Source organism: Streptomyces sp. NPDC102360 (assembly GCF_044766085.1).
Taxonomy (GTDB): Bacteria; Actinomycetota; Actinomycetes; order Streptomycetales; family Streptomycetaceae; genus Streptomyces.
The window spans coordinates 345,022-359,904 of the sequence record NZ_JBIWLG010000007.1; the positions used below are offsets into that span (position 1 = coordinate 345,022).

The following is a 14,883-nucleotide window of genomic DNA, read 5'->3' on the forward strand; positions in this document are numbered from 1 at the left end:
TCGCATTCGAGTTATTACATACGGCGCCCCGCCGGGTGCGATAGTCGTGATCGCTGACAGCGAACGGCCGTGCTGGAACATCTTGAGGCCGTCGAGCATTGAGTCCTTGTAACTCAACTTGACTGCCAAAGGGGAGATCATGGCTTCGACGTCCACACCGCTCACCCTGCCCGTGCTGCCGCTCGACGACGAAGTCGTGCTGCCCGGAATGGTGGTGCCCCTGGACCTCAGCGACACCGACGTACGAGCCGCGGTGGAGGCCGCACAGGCAGCCGCGCGTACCGGATCCAGCAAGCCGAAGGTGCTGCTTGTTCCACGCGTCGACGGGACGTACGCGAACACCGGCGTGCTCGGCACCGTCGAGCAGGTCGGCCGCCTCGCCGACGGCGACCCCGGCGCCCTGATCCGCGGCGTCGGCCGCGTGCGCATCGGCGCCGGCACGACCGGGCCCGGCGCCGCCCTGTGGGTGGAGGGCCTGAACATCGAGGAAGAGGTGCCGGACCCGTTGCCCGGCGCCGTGACCGAACTGGTCAAGGAATACAAGGCGCTCGCCACGAACTGGCTGAAGAAGCGCGGCGCCTGGCAGGTCGTGGACCGCGTCCAGGCCATCGACGACGTGTCCGCGCTCGCCGACAACTCCGGCTACTCGCCGTTCCTCACCACCGCCCAGAAGATCGAGCTGCTCGAAGCCGCCGACCCGGTGGAGCGCCTGAAGCTCGCCACCGGGCACCTGCGCGACCACCTCGCCGAGCAGGACGTCGCCGAGTCCATCGCCAAGGACGTCCAGGAAGGCGTCGACAAGCAGCAGCGCGAGTTCCTGCTGCGGCGCCAGCTCGACGCCGTGCGCAAGGAGCTGCGCGAGCTGAACGGTGAGAAGGACGACGGCGAGGAGTCGGACGACTACCGCACCCGCGTCGAGGCCGCCGACCTGCCCGAGAAGGTGCGTGAGGCCGCGCTCAAGGAGGTCGAGAAGCTGGAGCGGGCGAGCGATCAGTCGCCCGAGGGCTCCTGGATCCGCACCTGGCTCGACACCGTCCTCGAACTGCCGTGGAACGAGCGGACCGAGGACGAGTACGACATCCAGGGCGCCCGCGCCGTCCTCGACGCCGAGCACGCGGGCCTGGACGACGTGAAGGAGCGGATCACCGAGTACCTGGCCGTGCGCAAGCGCCGCGCGGACCGCGGCCTCGGCGTGGTCGGCGGCCGTCGCGGAGGCGCCGTGCTCGCGCTCGTCGGCCCGCCCGGCGTCGGCAAGACCTCGCTCGGCGAGTCCGTGGCGCACTCCATGGGCCGCAAGTTCGTCCGCGTCGCCCTCGGCGGCGTACGGGACGAGGCGGAGATCCGCGGCCACCGGCGTACGTACGTCGGTGCGCTGCCGGGCCGCATCGTGCGCGCCATCAAGGAGGCCGGGTCGATGAACCCGGTGGTCCTCCTGGACGAGGTCGACAAGGTGGGCTCCGACTTCCGTGGCGACCCTGCCGCGGCGCTCCTCGAAGTCCTCGACCCGGCGCAGAACCACACCTTCAGGGACCACTACCTGGAGGTCGAACTGGATCTGAGCGATGTCGTGTTCCTCGCGACGGCGAACGTCCTGGAAGCCATTCCCGAGGCGCTCCTCGACCGTATGGAGCTCGTCCGGCTCGACGGCTACACCGAGGACGAGAAGGTCGTCATCGCCCGTGACCACCTGGTGCCGCGCCAGCTGGACCGCGCGGGGCTCGCGGCCGACGAGGTCACCATCGGCGACGACGCGCTGCGCAGGCTCGCCGGCGAGTACACGCGCGAGGCCGGCGTACGCAACCTGGAGCGGTCCGTGACGCGCGTGCTGCGCAAGGTGGCCGCGCAGCACGAACTGGGGGAGCGGGAGCTGCCGTTCACGGTCGGCGAGGGCGATCTGCGCTCGCTCATCGGACGGCCGCACCACGTGCCCGAGTCGGCGCAGGACCCGGCCGAGCGGCGCACGGCCGTGCCGGGCGTGGCGACCGGGCTCGCGGTCACCGGGGCGGGCGGAGACGTGCTCTTCGTGGAGGCGTCACTCGCCGACCCGGAGACGGGTGCGTCGGGGCTGACCCTGACCGGCCAGCTGGGTGATGTGATGAAGGAAAGCGCGCAGATCGCGCTGTCCTTCCTGCGCTCGCACGGCGCCGAACTGGAGCTGCCCGTCGCCGACCTGAAGGAGCGCGGCGCGCACATCCACTTCCCGGCGGGCGCCGTCCCCAAGGACGGGCCGAGCGCCGGCGTCACGATGACGACGGCGCTCGCGTCCCTGCTGAGCGGGCGGCTCGTCCGTACGGATGTGGCGATGACCGGTGAGGTGTCGCTGACCGGGCGGGTGCTGCCGATCGGCGGCGTCAAGCAGAAGCTGCTGGCCGCGCATCGGGCCGGGATCTCGACCGTCATCATTCCGAAGCGGAACGAGGCGGATCTGGACGATGTTCCTGCGGAGGTGCTGGAGAAGCTGGACGTGCACCCGGTGAACGATGTGCGGCAGGTTCTTGAGCTGGCGCTTGCGCCTGCCTCGGCGAAGGTTGCGGTCTCCGTCGCCGCTTGAGCCGCACCGGTGTTGAGGACGCGGGGCTCCGCCCCGGACCCCGCGCCTCAAACGCCGGCGGGGCTGGAAAGATCGGGGCTCTGCCCCGGACCCCGCTGCTCAATCGCCGCAGGGGCTTGAAAGATCGCCTCAAACGCCGGCGGGGCTTGAGATGGTCAGCCGTTGGCGAGGGCCACTACGCGGTCGAGGGCGCCGTTGAATTTGTTGTGGTCGCCCACCGTCGGGCCCGTAGAGGTGTACTGCCACATCGTGTAGAAGCCCCAGCCGGCCGGGAGCGTCCCCGGGGCGGCGGCGTACCGGGCGATCCACAGCGGGTTGTTGGCGGCGAAGGCGCTGGAGTTGCCCGTGCACTGCGTCCACCAGCTGGTCGCCGTATAGATGACGGCGTCACGTCCCGTGCGGGCCTTGTACTGGTTCAGGAAGTCCCGGATCCACGTCACCATCGCGGACTGCGACTTGCCGTAGCAGGCCGCCCCGTACGGGTTCCACTCGATGTCGAGCGCGCCCGGCAGGGTCTTGCCGTCCTTGGACCAGCCGCCTCCGTGGTCCACGAAGTAGTTGGCCTGCGTGGCGCCGCCCGTGGTGTCCGGCGTGGCGAAGTGGTACGCGCCGCGGACCATGCCCACGTTGTAGGAGCCGTTGTACTGCTGCGCGAAGTACGGGTTCGTGTAGTACGTGCCTTCGGTGGCCTTGGTGTAGGCCCAGCGCACGCCGCTGTTCCAGAGCGTCGACCAGGCCACATTGCCCTGGTGGCTGGAGACGTCGACGCCTTCTGTCTGTACGGCGGTGGCGCCGCCGCCGGGCGGCAGGGAGCCGACGCCGTCGTGTGCGGCGACCCCCATGCCCATGTGGGCCTCGCCGCGGGCGGGCGGATCGGCGGCCTGCGCCGCGCCGGGCAGGGCGAGGAGGAGGGAGAGCGCCGCGAGCAGGGTGCCGGTGATTCCGAGGCGGGTGCTGCGGCGTCTGCGACGGGTGGGGACAGGTCTGTGCACGGGCATGAGCGGCCTCCGGGAACGACGTGGGTGACGTGCGGTGGCGCCAGTGCGCTTGATGGTGTGTGCATGCCACGAATGGGCAGTGAAAAAACTCTACGCATGTAGACCCGTGGGTGGGAAGAGGGGCCGGTGTGTGCCGTTGGTCTACTCCTGCGAAATACTGGCGGAACTGCGGTGATGCCCGTGATGGGCGATAACTTTCAGACCCGGGAACCCCCGGGAAGTAGGGGAAAATCTGGTCATGGGTGCTGACGTGGGCGAAGACGGAAACGGCGGGCGGCGGAGCGCGGAAACCGAACCGCGACCCGCCGCCGCGCCGGCGGCTGTGGACGGCGAGTTCCTCGCTCTGGAACGCGAGTTGACCGTCTTCCTGCGCCGGGCCCGGGCCAACTCCGGCGAGATGGCCCGCGAGGTCCACCCCGACCTGGAGCCGGCCGCGTACGGACTCCTGGTGCGCCTGGAGGAGTGCGGGGCGCAGCGGGCCACCGAGCTGGCCGGTTACATCGGCGTCGGCAAGGCGACGATGAGCCGCCAGCTGCGGGCGCTGGAGGAGCTCGGCTTCGTCGACCGCGAGCCGGATCCCGCGGACGGGCGGGCGTGGCTGGTCTCGCTCACCGAGTACGGGCGTGAGCACTTCGGGCGGGTGCGGGATGCGCGGCGGATGCGGTATGTGCGGCAGCTGGACGGGTGGGATCGGCGCGAGGTCGCGGAGCTGGCGAGGTTGTTGCACCAGTTGAACCTGGGCGCCGAATAGGGGTTGCGCCGCACCGGCGTTGCGGTCGCGGGGCGCTGCCCCGGACCCCGCGCCTCAATCGCCGGCGGGGCTTTAAGTGAGCTCCACGTACGCCAGCGTCGCGTCGTCGTGGGTTTTGCTGCGGCGCAGGTACGTGCGGGTCTCCGCGTCCGCGTCCTCCAAGGCGCGGACCCGGGAGACCACCGCCTCTGCGCCCTCCTTGCGTACGAGGGTGAACAGGTCCGTCCAGTCGCCCTCGTGGAACTTCTCCACCCAGCGCGTCACGCCGTCCGTCATCGCGGCGAGCGCCCGCACCTCGGCCCGGGGGAGCGTGCCGGTCACCGCGCGCCGTGCCACCGACGGATCCGCGGCGGCCGTGAAGAAGCCGCCCTCCTTGTTGCGCACCGTGGCGTCGGCCACCTCGTTCGAGACGAGGTTGGCGCGCGGGACCCGGTCGAGGCGGTCGTCGAGCAGCGGCGTGACCGTGCCGTCGGGGGCCTCGACGAGCAACGCGGAGTCGGAGAGCACCAGATGCTCCACCCGCTCCGCGTCCCAGCGGGCGAGCACGACGGTCGCCTGCGGAGTACGCGGGTGAGAAAGGTCACACGTGTCGCGATGGGCGTCGGCGGTCCGGGCGATCGCCGCGCCGAGGGCGTCGGCCAGGCTCATATCCCGCCGCGAAACGGACAGTTCGGCCAGCGCGCCACCGAGGCGGGCGGTGAACCACGGCACGGAGTGCAGGCAGCCGGCGTCGGTGGCCGGAGGGGTGACCCCGTCGAGGACGACGAGCGAACCGCCGTGCCCGGCGGCCGGTGCGGCCACCGATACGTAGTCCTCGTTCGGTCGCTCGGTGGCGCCCGGCTCGGTGGTCAGTTCGATGCGCATGCCGTCAGTCTGCATGAGGAGCCCTCACGGAGTGGTGGTGCGCCGTGAGTTGGGCCGAGTCGCCCCATAGGGGTGCTGTGCGGAACGCGTGGCGGCCCGAAGGTGCCCGCTGAGCGCCTGGTTTGCACGGAATGATCACTTCCGTCGGCGGTGTGGCGGGGCATCCTGCCAAAGGCCGCCGAAGACGTCCAACCCGCGCGCGGTTGACGGAGGGTGATCGCCGCGTGGGAACTTGCTCCCCAACTCCCGCTCGATGTTCACTCCTTCGGGTGGCGGGCTCGGTGATGGGCGCTCCCTGCTCACCGGCACTGGGAGGGTCAGGGGCCAGGCCAGGAGGGTCACGAGTGTTGACGCAGCGTCACCCGGACCCATGGGGTAGGACGAGTCAGGAATGCGAGCATCAGTGGGGAACACCTCCGGCGGTAATGGGGCCATTGGGTCAGGTGTGTCGGGTGGTGTCGGCCCGGGTGATCTGGACGCTGCGGGTCCCACGGAAGCTGCGGCCGCACCGGGGCCGACGACTCGGGGCTCTGCCCCGGACCCCGCGGGCTCTCGTCCAAAGGCGGGGCTTGATGGTTCGCCGGCGGGGTCGAAGGTGAAGGGCAAGCGGGTCCGTGTGCGGAGTCGGTTGATCGTGGCGGTGGCCGTGGTCGCCGCGGCGATCGTCGGCGCTGGGGCACCGGTGATCGTCGGCGCCTCCGACCGCGTGGGCGAATCGCAGACCCTCGTCGACGACGCCGAGCAGACACAGCGCTCGCTCGCCCTGTCGCACGCACTCGCGGACGAGCGGGACGAGGTCACCCGGTTCATCGCGGCCGGCCGCTCCAAGGGGCAGGGACTGAGCGAGGAGCGCGGGGCCCGTGTCGACCGGCAGGTCGACGAGCTGCGCGTGGACGCGCCCGCCGCGCTGCGCCGCACCCTCGACGACGTCGCCGCCGTGCGCCGCTCCGCCCTCACCGGCAAGGGATCCGCCCTGGAGGCGCACACCGCGTACTCGCGCTCCATCGGCGAACTGCACGCGCGCGCCGAGGATCTGGCCGAGCGCATACCCGTGCGCGCCGGCTCCGGGGCGTACGCCCTCGCGGACCTGGACCGCGCCGTCGAGCAGGCGTCCGCCGCGCGCGGCCTGCTGCTCGCCGCGCTCGCCGTGCCGCGCACCACGACGACGCAGGTCGACCCCGCCACCGGACTGCGCGAGCCGGTCGTCGGCGAGTCCTCCACCGCCCGCGGCCAGCGCGACGCGCTCAGCGCCGCCGGCCAGCGGGCCAGGGTGCGCGAGCAGGCCGCCCTGGAGGACTTCCACGACTCGGGGACGACCGCGGCCGTCAACGCGTACGACTCCACGGTCACGGGCCCGGACGCCACGCGCGCGGAGACGTACCTGAAGCACCTCGCCGACGCCCCGACGCTGAGCGCGGCCGAGCTCCGCTACGACCCCAAGAGCGTCGAGGACGCCCTCACCGCCCGGATCGACCTCATGCGGGGCGCCGAGGCCGCGCTCGGGGACCAGCGGGTCAAGCGCCTGGAGCAGTTGCGCGACGACGACGTCACGGCCCTGGAGATCCGGATCGCGCTGGTCGGTTTCTGCCTGCTCGCCGCCGTCGGCGTGGCCATGGCGACGGCCCGCTCGCTGACCCACCCGCTCGCCGCGCTGCGGATCGGCTCCGCGCGTGTCGCGGGCGATCCGGCTGCCGAGGAGCCGGTCAAGTACAAGGGCCGCAACGACGAGTTCGCCCAGGTCGTCGACTCGATCAACGCCCTGCACGCGCACACGGTCGGGCTGCACGGACGCCTCGGCACCCTGGAGTCCGACCGCAAGCACCTCGTCGGCGAGCGTCAGCGGATGGCCGACGACCGGGACCAGCTGCGCGGCGAACTCGCCGACACCGCCCGCAAGCTGGACCGGGTCAAGCACTCGATCCACGGGACGTTCGTCAATCTGGCGCTGCGCACCCTTGGGCTCGTCGAGCGGCAACTGGGCATCATCGAGGGCCTTGAGGAGCGCGAGCAGGACCCGGAGCGGCTCGCCACGCTCTACAAGCTCGACCACTCCGCCACGGTCATGCGGCGGCACAGCGAGAACCTCCTCGTCCTCGCGGGCACCGAGCGCGGGCCGCAGCACGGCGGCTCGGTGGCGCTCGTCGACATGGTGCGCGCCGCCGTCTCCGAGATCGAGCGCTACGAGCGGGTGCGCATCGCCGCGCTGCCGCCGCACGCGCACCTCGCCGGTTTCGCCGCCGACGACCTCAGCCACCTCATCGCCGAACTCCTGGAGAACGCGACGTCGTTCTCGCCGCCGGACGCCTCCGTCGAGGTCTCCGGCTGGCTCCTGGAGAGCGGCTCGGTCATGCTCTCCGTCCAGGACGAGGGCATAGGGATGACCGACGAGCGGATGCGCGAGCTGAACACGCGGCTCTCCTCCTTCGCCGTCGAGGAGGCGCACGACCCCGAGGACGTCGACGGGTTCGGGCTCGGCCTGTACGTCGTCGCGCGGCTCGCGGTGCGGCACGGCGTGCGCGTACGGCTGCGCGAGCAGAAGCAGGGCGGGGTGGCGGCGGTCGCCGTGCTGCCCGCCTCGCTCTTCGCCGCCGCGCCCGCGGCCTCGGTGCCGCCCGCCGTCCTGGTGCCCGGCGCAGCGCCCGCGGTCCGCCTCGCGGGCTCCGAGGCGGAGGCCAACTCCAATGAGCTGTACGGGCGTACGGAGCCGGAGCACCAGCTTCCGGAGTACGGCGACCCGCTGATCGAGGCGGCCGAGCAGGCCGTGCGCGAGTCGACCGAGGTGGCCGAGCCGCAGGTCGAGCCGCAGGCGGAGTTCCCCGCGGAGTTCCCTGCGGAGACCCCCGCGGAAACGACCATGGAGCTGAGCACACCGGTCCCGCCGGAGCCGGAGCCCGCCCCGGAGCCCGCCCCCGAACCCGTCGCTCCGGAGCCCGAGCCCGCCCCCGAACCCGTCGCCGAGGTGCCGCACCCGCGCACGCCGCGCGACGGGCGCGACGAACACGACGGACCCGCCGGACACCCCGAGCAGTTCGACCAGCTGCCCGAACGGGAGCCCGCCCCGGAGCCCGAACCGGCCGAGCGCGTCACCGCCAAGGGTCTGCCCAAGCGCACCCCGAAGGTGGCCGCCCCCGCCTCCGCCCCGAAGCCGCGCGCCAGCTCGGTGGACGCGGAGGCGCTGCGCCGCAAGCTTGGCGGATTCCACCGCGGCGCCACGGCGGGCCGCCGTGACGTGACGGCGGAGTTCGCCGAGAACCCTGGACGTAGAAGTGAAGCCGAGGGGGACACAGCCGAGGAGGCAAGCAGTTGACTGCGCCCACCCCTGCACTCAACGGACTAAAGGGAATGAACGGTCTCAGTAGCGAGGCACGCAATCTGCACTGGCTGCTCACCGATCTGGTCGGGGAGGTGCCAGGCCTGCAATCCGTCGCGGTCGTCTCGTCCGACGGACTGCTCCTGCTCTCCTCCGATCCGGGTCGGCACGACGCGGCCCCGGCGAGCGACCCGAGCACGGGTCCCAAAGGGTCGAGCGCCGACCTGGCGGCCATCGTCGCCGGGCTCGGTTCGCTGACCATCGGCGCCGCCAAGCTGATGGACGGCGGCGGCATCAAGCAGACGATGGTCGCGATGGACGAGGGGAGCCTCTTCGTGATGTCGATCAGCGACGGCTCCCTGCTCGGCGTGCACGCGTCCGCGGACTGCGACATGGGCGTCATCGCGTACCACATGGCGCTCTTCGTCGGCCGTGCCGGGCACGTCCTGACGCCCGAACTCCGCAGCGAACTGCGTCAGTCGATGGAGGGCACCCGATGACCCCCGGCACTTCAGGCAGTGCACACAGTACGAACGGCACGAGCCGGACGTACGGCGCGAGCAGGCTTCCCGTGCGCGGTTCGGACCGCAGGCCCGCCCGCGTGCGCCCCTACTCGCTGACCGGCGGCCGTACCCGCTTCGGCCATGTGCTGCTCGTGGAGACGTTCATCTCCAGTACGGCGGCGATCGAGGGGCCCGAGGATCGTCCCGAGCTGGGCAAGGGCGGGCTCGCCGGCATCATGCCGGAGATGCGCGCCATCGTCGCGCTGTGCCGTCGCATGCGCACGGTCGCGGAGATCGCCGCGCTGCTCAAGATGCCGCTCGGCGTGGTGCGGGTGCTGCTCAGCGACCTCGCCGACCAGGGAAAGATCCGTGTATACGGAACAGGCCACGGCCCCGGACAGCCGGACCGGGCACTCCTCGAAAGGGTGTTGAGTGGACTCCGCCGCCTCTGAACTGCTCGACGAACTGCCCATGGAAGAGGAGCAGTTGCAGGCCTGGCAGACCGACAGTACCCGGGCCCCCGTCGCCACGAAGATCATCGTGGCGGGCGGCTTCGGCGTCGGCAAGACGACCCTGGTCTCCGCCGTTTCCGAGATCCAGCCCCTCGAGACCGAGGCGCTGATGACCCAGGCGAGCGAGGAGACCGACGACCTCACCGCGACGCCGGGCAAGAACACGACCACGGTCGCCATGGACTTCGGTCGTATCACGCTCGACGACGACCTGGTCCTGTACCTGTTCGGCACGCCCGGACAGCAGCGGTTCTGGTTCATGTGGGACGACCTGGTGCGCGGCGCGATCGGCGCGGTCGTGCTCGCCGACACCCGCCGCCTGAAGGACTGCTTCCCGGCGCTCGACTACTTCGAGAGCTGCGGACTTCCCTACGTCGTGGCCGTCAACCACTTCGACGGTACGGCGGAGTTCGCGCCCGACGACGTACGGGAGGCGCTCACCGTGCCGCCGCACGTACCCGTACTGATCATGGACGCGCGGCGCCGCATCGCGGCGATCGAGACGCTCCTGGCGCTGGTCGGCCACGCCCTGGACGCGACCCCCGAGTAGCCGCGCGCCGCCGTGCCCGCACAGGGCACCGTGCCCGCACAGTGGTCAAGACCCGCCCCCCACACATTGATTACGGCAGTTAAGGCAGTCTCATATGTCGCGGAAGATACTCGTCGTGGGAGCCGGCCAGTCCGGCCTCCAGCTCGCCCTCGGCCTGCAGACGCAGGGGTACGAGGTCACCCTGATGTCCAACCGCACCGCCGACGAGATCCGTTCCGGACGGGTCATGTCGACGCAGTGCATGTTCCATACGGCGCTCCAGCACGAGCGCGACCTCCAGCTCAACTTCTGGGAGTCGCAGGCCCCGCGGATCGAGGGCCTCGGCGTCTCGGTGGCCGCGCCGGGCTCGCACGACCCGGGTCCGACGCAGCGCGCCATCGACTGGGTGGGCCGGCTCGACGGCTTCGCGCAATCCGTCGACCAGCGCGTGAAGATGGCCGGCTGGATGGAGACGTTCGCGCAGCGCGGCGGGCAGCTCGTCATCCACGGCGCGGCAGTCTCCGACCTCGACTACTTCTCGCGTACGTACGACCTGGTGCTGGTCTCGGCGGGCAAGGGCGAGCTGGTCTCGATGTTCGGCCGGGACGCCTCGCGGTCCCCGTACACCGAGCCGCAGCGGGCCCTCGCCGTCGCCTACGTGCACGGGATGGGCGTCCGCCCCGAGCACCCGGACTTCGACGCGGTGCGCTGCAACCTGGTGCCCGGCGTCGGCGAACTCTTCGTGATGCCCACGCTCACCACCTCCGGCCGCGCGGACATCCTCTTCTGGGAGGGCATCCCCGGCGGTCCGCTCGACGCCTTCAAGGGCGTGAAGGATCCCTCCGAGCACCTGGCGCTGACGCTGGAGCTGATGGAGAAGTTCACGCCGTGGGAGTACGCGCGCGCCACGAAGGTCGAGCTGACGGACGCGAACGGCACGCTGGCCGGGCGTTACGCCCCGACCGTGCGCAACCCCGTCGGCCGGCTGCCCTCCGGCGGGTCGGTGCTCGGTGTGGCGGACGTGGTCGTGGCGAACGACCCGATCACGGGCCAGGGCTCCAACTCCGCCTCCAAGTGCGCCGCGTCGTACCTCGCCTCCATCGTCGAGCACGGTGACAAGCCGTTCGACGAGGAGTGGATGCAGTCGGCGTTCGACCGGTACTGGGAGGCGTCCGCCCAGCACACCACGAAGTGGACGAACACGATGCTGCAGGCTCCGCCGGAGCACGTCCTCAACCTGATCGGCGCGGCCGGCCAGCTCCAGCCGGCCGCCGACCGGTTCGCGAACGGGTTCAACGACCCGTCCGACTTCGAGAACTTCTTCTATGAGCCGGAGAAGACGGCGGCGTACTTGGGGTCGCTGACCTAGAGCCCCTGCGGGGTTGCGGTTGCGGGGCTCTGCCCCGGACCCCGCGGGCTCACGTCGGAAAGGCGGGGCTTGAAAAGGTCAGTAGGCGTACCCCGTGTCGTCCCCGGACCGTGCCCCCTCGGGCAGGTCCGGGGCTCGGTAGTCCGACATCGCCCGCGCCCCCGGGTCCGGCCGCACAGCCCCCAGCAGGGGATTCGCCGCGATCGGTGACACCTTCACCCGCGCCCCCGGCCGCGGCGCCTGCACCACCATGCCGTCGCCCAGGTACATCGCCACGTGCGTGGCCTTGGGGAAGTAGATGACCAGGTCGCCGGGGCGCAGTTCCGACATGGGGACGCGCGGCAGCGAGGCCCACTGCTCCTGCGACGTCCGCGGAATCACCCGCCCGGCATGGGCCCAGGCCTGCGACGTGAGGCCCGAGCAGTCGAAGGAGTCAGGGCCCTCCGCGCCCCAGACGTACGGCTTGCCGATCTGGCGGACGGCGTAGGAGAGCGCCTCGTCGCCCGCCTTCGATGGCGCCCTGCCCGTCGAACTCAGCGCCCCGGACGCCATGAACGTCTGCTGCGCCCGCGACGCCCCCTGCGCCTCCAGGCGTGCCACATCGGCGAGTTGGTCGGCGGTGAGGGAGGAGAGCAGCTCCTCGACCTCCTTCAACCGGCCCCGCACCGCGTCCCGCTCCTTCTTCTGGCGCTCCGCGAGACGCAGCTGCTCGTCCAGCGCGCCCCGCGCCTTCGTCGCCAGCGTGTCGGCCTTCTTCTCCCGGCCCGTGAGCCGCTCGACGGTGGCCTGCCGCTCCCGCGCGGCCCGCCGCATCACATGGCCCTCTTCGAGCGCCCGCTGGGGATCGCGTGCGAGGAGCAGTCGCAGGTACGGGGAGAACTCGCTGCGCCCCTGGTACTGCTCGCGTGCGAGCCGCCCGGCGTCGGTCCGGCTGTTGTGCAGCGACGCCCGCGCGGCGGCCAACTTCTTCGCGAGGCCGTCCGCCGTTCTGCGGCGCTCCTTGAGCGCCTCCTCCGTCGCGTTGTACGTCTCCGTGGCCGCCTCGGCGTCCTGGTACAGGCGCTGGAGGTCCGTGAGGAGATCGGCGACGGAGCGCGTCCCGCCGGGTCCCGGACGCGGCTCCGGACCAGGGGCCGCGCTCGCGGGCAGCGGCGTGAGCAGCGCTCCCGTGACGGCCACCGTGCACACCCACCGCACCAGCCTGCCTGACACCTCATCACCTCCGGTGCGGGGCAGCCTCTGTGCCCCACACCGTGAACATGAACAGAAAGGCACGCCGCCCACGCGCCGGGCTGCTCGCTTCGGCGCAACCCGGCCACCCGTCCGGTGCCCGCCCGGCGCGCCGCCTTTACGTCCGCGGCGACCGGTTCCCCGACCACGGCCACCTGATGGTCCGCTCGGGCTTCCCGTCCGGCGCGAACACGTAGCGCCACTTCGCCAGGAGCCGCATCCGCTTTCCGCCGGGCACGGCCTCCCGCACGTACACGAGCACGGTGTCCGGGCCCCCGCCTGCGTCCGGCACCGGCACCTTGTACACCTTGGGCGGATTCCCGGTGGCGGTCACGAACACGGGCAGCACCCGGCCGTCGAGGGGCCCGCCGGCAAAGGGGATGTCTTCGCTCTTCACGCCACCAGTGTCACGCAGACCTGCTCACGACCGCCGCGCGGAGCCCTCACAGCAGATGTGCCGCATCGCTCACCACGGGCAGCACCCGCCGCGCCAGTTCCCCCACGGGGCCTTCCCGCGACTCCATCGCGAGCGCGTACCGCACCACCTCCGCGGTCTGCGGGTCCCGGCCGGCGGTCGCCGTCAGGACCGCCATGAACTGGTCGACCAGGCCGTCGCGCAGCTCGTCCAGCGGTGGCTGCTTGTCCTCGTCGAGCCAGATCAGCGAGGCCGCTTCCACCGCCGTGATCCACATACGGACGGTCATCCGCAGGCGCGGTCCGGGCACTGCCTGGCCGAGGTGGCTCAGGATGTGCTCGGCCGCGGCCCGCCGCACCCCGTCCACGATCGCCGTCGTACGGGAGGTCTCCGCCACGCTGCCGCCCTGGAGCAGCGCCGCGAAGCCCATGTCGTGCTGGTCGACGAAGCCCAGGTAGCGGTCGAGCGCGCGGGTGAGGCGCGCGGTGAGCGGGCCCTCGGGAGGCTCGGCGAAGCACTGCTCCAGGGCGTCGGCCGCGGAGCGCAGCGCGGCCTCGTACAACTGCTGCTTGCCGCCCGGGAAGTAGCGGTACACGAGGGGCCGGGACACCCCGGCGGCCTCGGCCACATCGTCGAGCGAGACCTCTTCCGGCGCCCGGTGCGCGAACAGCGACAGCGCCGCTTCGAGCAACTGCGCACGCCGCTCCTCGACGCTGAGCCGTTTGTAGGCGGGCGTACCGGTGGCCGAGGTCATACTCCTGAGCGTAACCGGCACGTCGAGTGCGCCAACTAGGCCAGAAGTCCCGAGGAGCGCCACATCTGGCGGCCGACACCGCGCAGTACGCCGATGTCGTCGAGGAAGTCGGTAAGACGCTTGGCGCCGGTCTGCATGACCTCGCGGCGGTGGCCGCTGGCCTTGACCTGGGCCATGGCCTCCCGCTTGTCCAGGCCCACGTTCTCGTACACCTGGGGGTTGATGAACGCCACGGAGAAGACGCGGGCGAACTCGCCCGAGGTGATCCGCGTGAACTCCTGCGACCAGCGCGGCGCCGTCACCATCTGGCGCCTCAACTCCTCGCGGGCGTACCGGACATGGCGTGCCTCCTCCACGACGTGGATGCGCGTCACGCCGCGGACCAGCGTCTGTACGCGTTCGTCGGGGAACGTCAGGCGCTGCATCCAGTCGAGGACCTCCTCGCCGAGCAGCGTCGCGGTGAACGAACCGGGTGTGGTGGAGACGGTCTTGAAGAGCCGGCCCAGGTTGTGGTGGACCGGCGCCACCGGGTACCAGGGCGTCTCGCCGCGCGAGATCAGCCGCGCGAACATCTTCGAGTGCCGGCACTCGTCCTCGATCTCGGTCAGCGCGTAGCGCACATGCGCGCTCGTCGCCGCCTTGTCGTAGACGTGCCGCACCAGCAGCTGCATCAGGATCAGCTCGAACCAGATGCCGAGCGAGGCCAGCGCCGCCGCCTCGTGCTGGGACAGCCGGATCCGCTGCTCCTCGCCCATCCGCTTCCACAGCGGTGTGCCGTACAGGGACACCAGCTCGGGCGGCCAGAACCACTTGCCCTCCTCGAAGGGGGCGTTCCAGTCCAGCTCCTTGTCCGGGTCGAAGGAGTGCTTGGCGGAGGAGGCGAGCAGCCGCTCGGCCACCTGCTCCCGGTCCTTGAGCAGACCGAGCGCGTCGCGCAGTCCCGCGACCGCGTCGGCTTCCGTCATGGTCGTCATGGCTGTCCCCACCTCGTCGTACGGGTGTTCATCGGGCACCGCGAGTTACCGGCGGTCACGCCCGCCTCCGTTCTTATGAGACTGCGCGTCAGCAAGCCCGTCAATCCTTTGTGCACGACTCCG

13 protein-coding genes are annotated in these 14,883 nt (G+C 71.3%); 7 read left to right on the plus strand and 6 right to left on the minus strand.

From position 1 onward, the window contains the following. The first annotated feature begins 139 nt into the window (after positions 1-139). On the plus strand, positions 140-2,551 hold the full coding sequence (gene lon, locus ACIRHA_RS27085; RefSeq protein WP_403850882.1) for an endopeptidase La: 2,412 nt from the start codon (positions 140-142) through the stop codon (positions 2,549-2,551). Between the two features lie 155 nt (positions 2,552-2,706). Here the strand turns inward: lon and ACIRHA_RS27090 are convergent, their stop codons facing one another. Next, positions 2,707-3,549: a lysozyme gene (locus tag ACIRHA_RS27090; RefSeq protein WP_403850883.1), complete on the minus strand. Its 843-nt coding sequence runs from the start codon at positions 3,547-3,549 to the stop codon at positions 2,707-2,709. 250 nt (positions 3,550-3,799) lie between these two features. Here ACIRHA_RS27090 and ACIRHA_RS27095 point away from each other — a divergent pair, with 250 nt between their 5' ends. Beyond that, positions 3,800-4,300 carry a MarR family winged helix-turn-helix transcriptional regulator gene (locus ACIRHA_RS27095; RefSeq protein WP_403851159.1) on the plus strand — a complete coding sequence of 167 codons (501 nt, stop codon included), beginning with the start codon at positions 3,800-3,802 and terminating at the stop codon, positions 4,298-4,300. A 72-nt stretch (positions 4,301-4,372) separates the two neighbouring features. On the opposite strand, the gene ACIRHA_RS27100 is transcribed toward ACIRHA_RS27095, so the two are convergent. Beyond that, positions 4,373-5,164 (minus strand): protein phosphatase 2C domain-containing protein, encoded by a 792-nt coding sequence (locus ACIRHA_RS27100; protein ID WP_403850886.1) that lies wholly within the window; start codon positions 5,162-5,164, stop codon positions 4,373-4,375. Between the two features lie 634 nt (positions 5,165-5,798). Between ACIRHA_RS27100 and ACIRHA_RS27105 the strand changes: the two genes are divergently transcribed. The 5 genes from ACIRHA_RS27105 (at position 5,799) to ACIRHA_RS27125 (ending at position 11,387) form a co-directional block, all read left to right on the plus strand. Further along, positions 5,799-8,471 (plus strand): nitrate- and nitrite sensing domain-containing protein, encoded by a 2,673-nt coding sequence (locus ACIRHA_RS27105; protein ID WP_403850889.1) that lies wholly within the window; start codon positions 5,799-5,801, stop codon positions 8,469-8,471. A 35-nt stretch (positions 8,472-8,506) separates the two neighbouring features. Continuing rightward, a complete protein-coding gene (locus tag ACIRHA_RS27110; protein ID WP_403850891.1) occupies positions 8,507-8,974 on the plus strand; it encodes a roadblock/LC7 domain-containing protein in 468 nt (155 codons plus the stop codon). Next, positions 8,971-9,429 carry a DUF742 domain-containing protein gene (locus tag ACIRHA_RS27115; RefSeq protein WP_403850893.1) on the plus strand — a complete coding sequence of 153 codons (459 nt, stop codon included), beginning with the start codon at positions 8,971-8,973 and terminating at the stop codon, positions 9,427-9,429. Before ACIRHA_RS27110 ends, ACIRHA_RS27115 begins: the two co-directional genes overlap by 4 nt. Positions 9,430-9,448: 19 nt before the next feature. Then, positions 9,449-10,039: a GTP-binding protein gene (locus tag ACIRHA_RS27120; protein ID WP_403851161.1), complete on the plus strand. Its 591-nt coding sequence runs from the start codon at positions 9,449-9,451 to the stop codon at positions 10,037-10,039. A 94-nt stretch (positions 10,040-10,133) separates the two neighbouring features. Further along, positions 10,134-11,387, plus strand: coding sequence for a styrene monooxygenase/indole monooxygenase family protein (locus ACIRHA_RS27125; protein WP_403850895.1), 1,254 nt, complete (start codon positions 10,134-10,136; stop codon positions 11,385-11,387). A 78-nt stretch (positions 11,388-11,465) separates the two neighbouring features. Here the strand turns inward: ACIRHA_RS27125 and ACIRHA_RS27130 are convergent, their stop codons facing one another. From ACIRHA_RS27130 to ACIRHA_RS27145, 4 genes are all read right to left on the minus strand, one after another. Continuing rightward, on the minus strand, positions 11,466-12,599 hold the full coding sequence (locus ACIRHA_RS27130) for an NlpC/P60 family protein (RefSeq protein ID WP_403850898.1): 1,134 nt from the start codon (positions 12,597-12,599) through the stop codon (positions 11,466-11,468). A gap of 136 nt (positions 12,600-12,735) precedes the next feature. Then, complete coding sequence (locus tag ACIRHA_RS27135; protein WP_403850901.1) at positions 12,736-13,014, minus strand: hypothetical protein; 279 nt, start codon at positions 13,012-13,014, stop codon at positions 12,736-12,738. 46 nt (positions 13,015-13,060) lie between these two features. Next, complete coding sequence (locus tag ACIRHA_RS27140) at positions 13,061-13,786, minus strand: TetR/AcrR family transcriptional regulator (RefSeq protein ID WP_403850905.1); 726 nt, start codon at positions 13,784-13,786, stop codon at positions 13,061-13,063. A gap of 35 nt (positions 13,787-13,821) precedes the next feature. Continuing rightward, positions 13,822-14,760 carry a diiron oxygenase gene (locus ACIRHA_RS27145; protein ID WP_403850908.1) on the minus strand — a complete coding sequence of 313 codons (939 nt, stop codon included), beginning with the start codon at positions 14,758-14,760 and terminating at the stop codon, positions 13,822-13,824. Positions 14,761-14,883 lie beyond the last annotated feature (123 nt).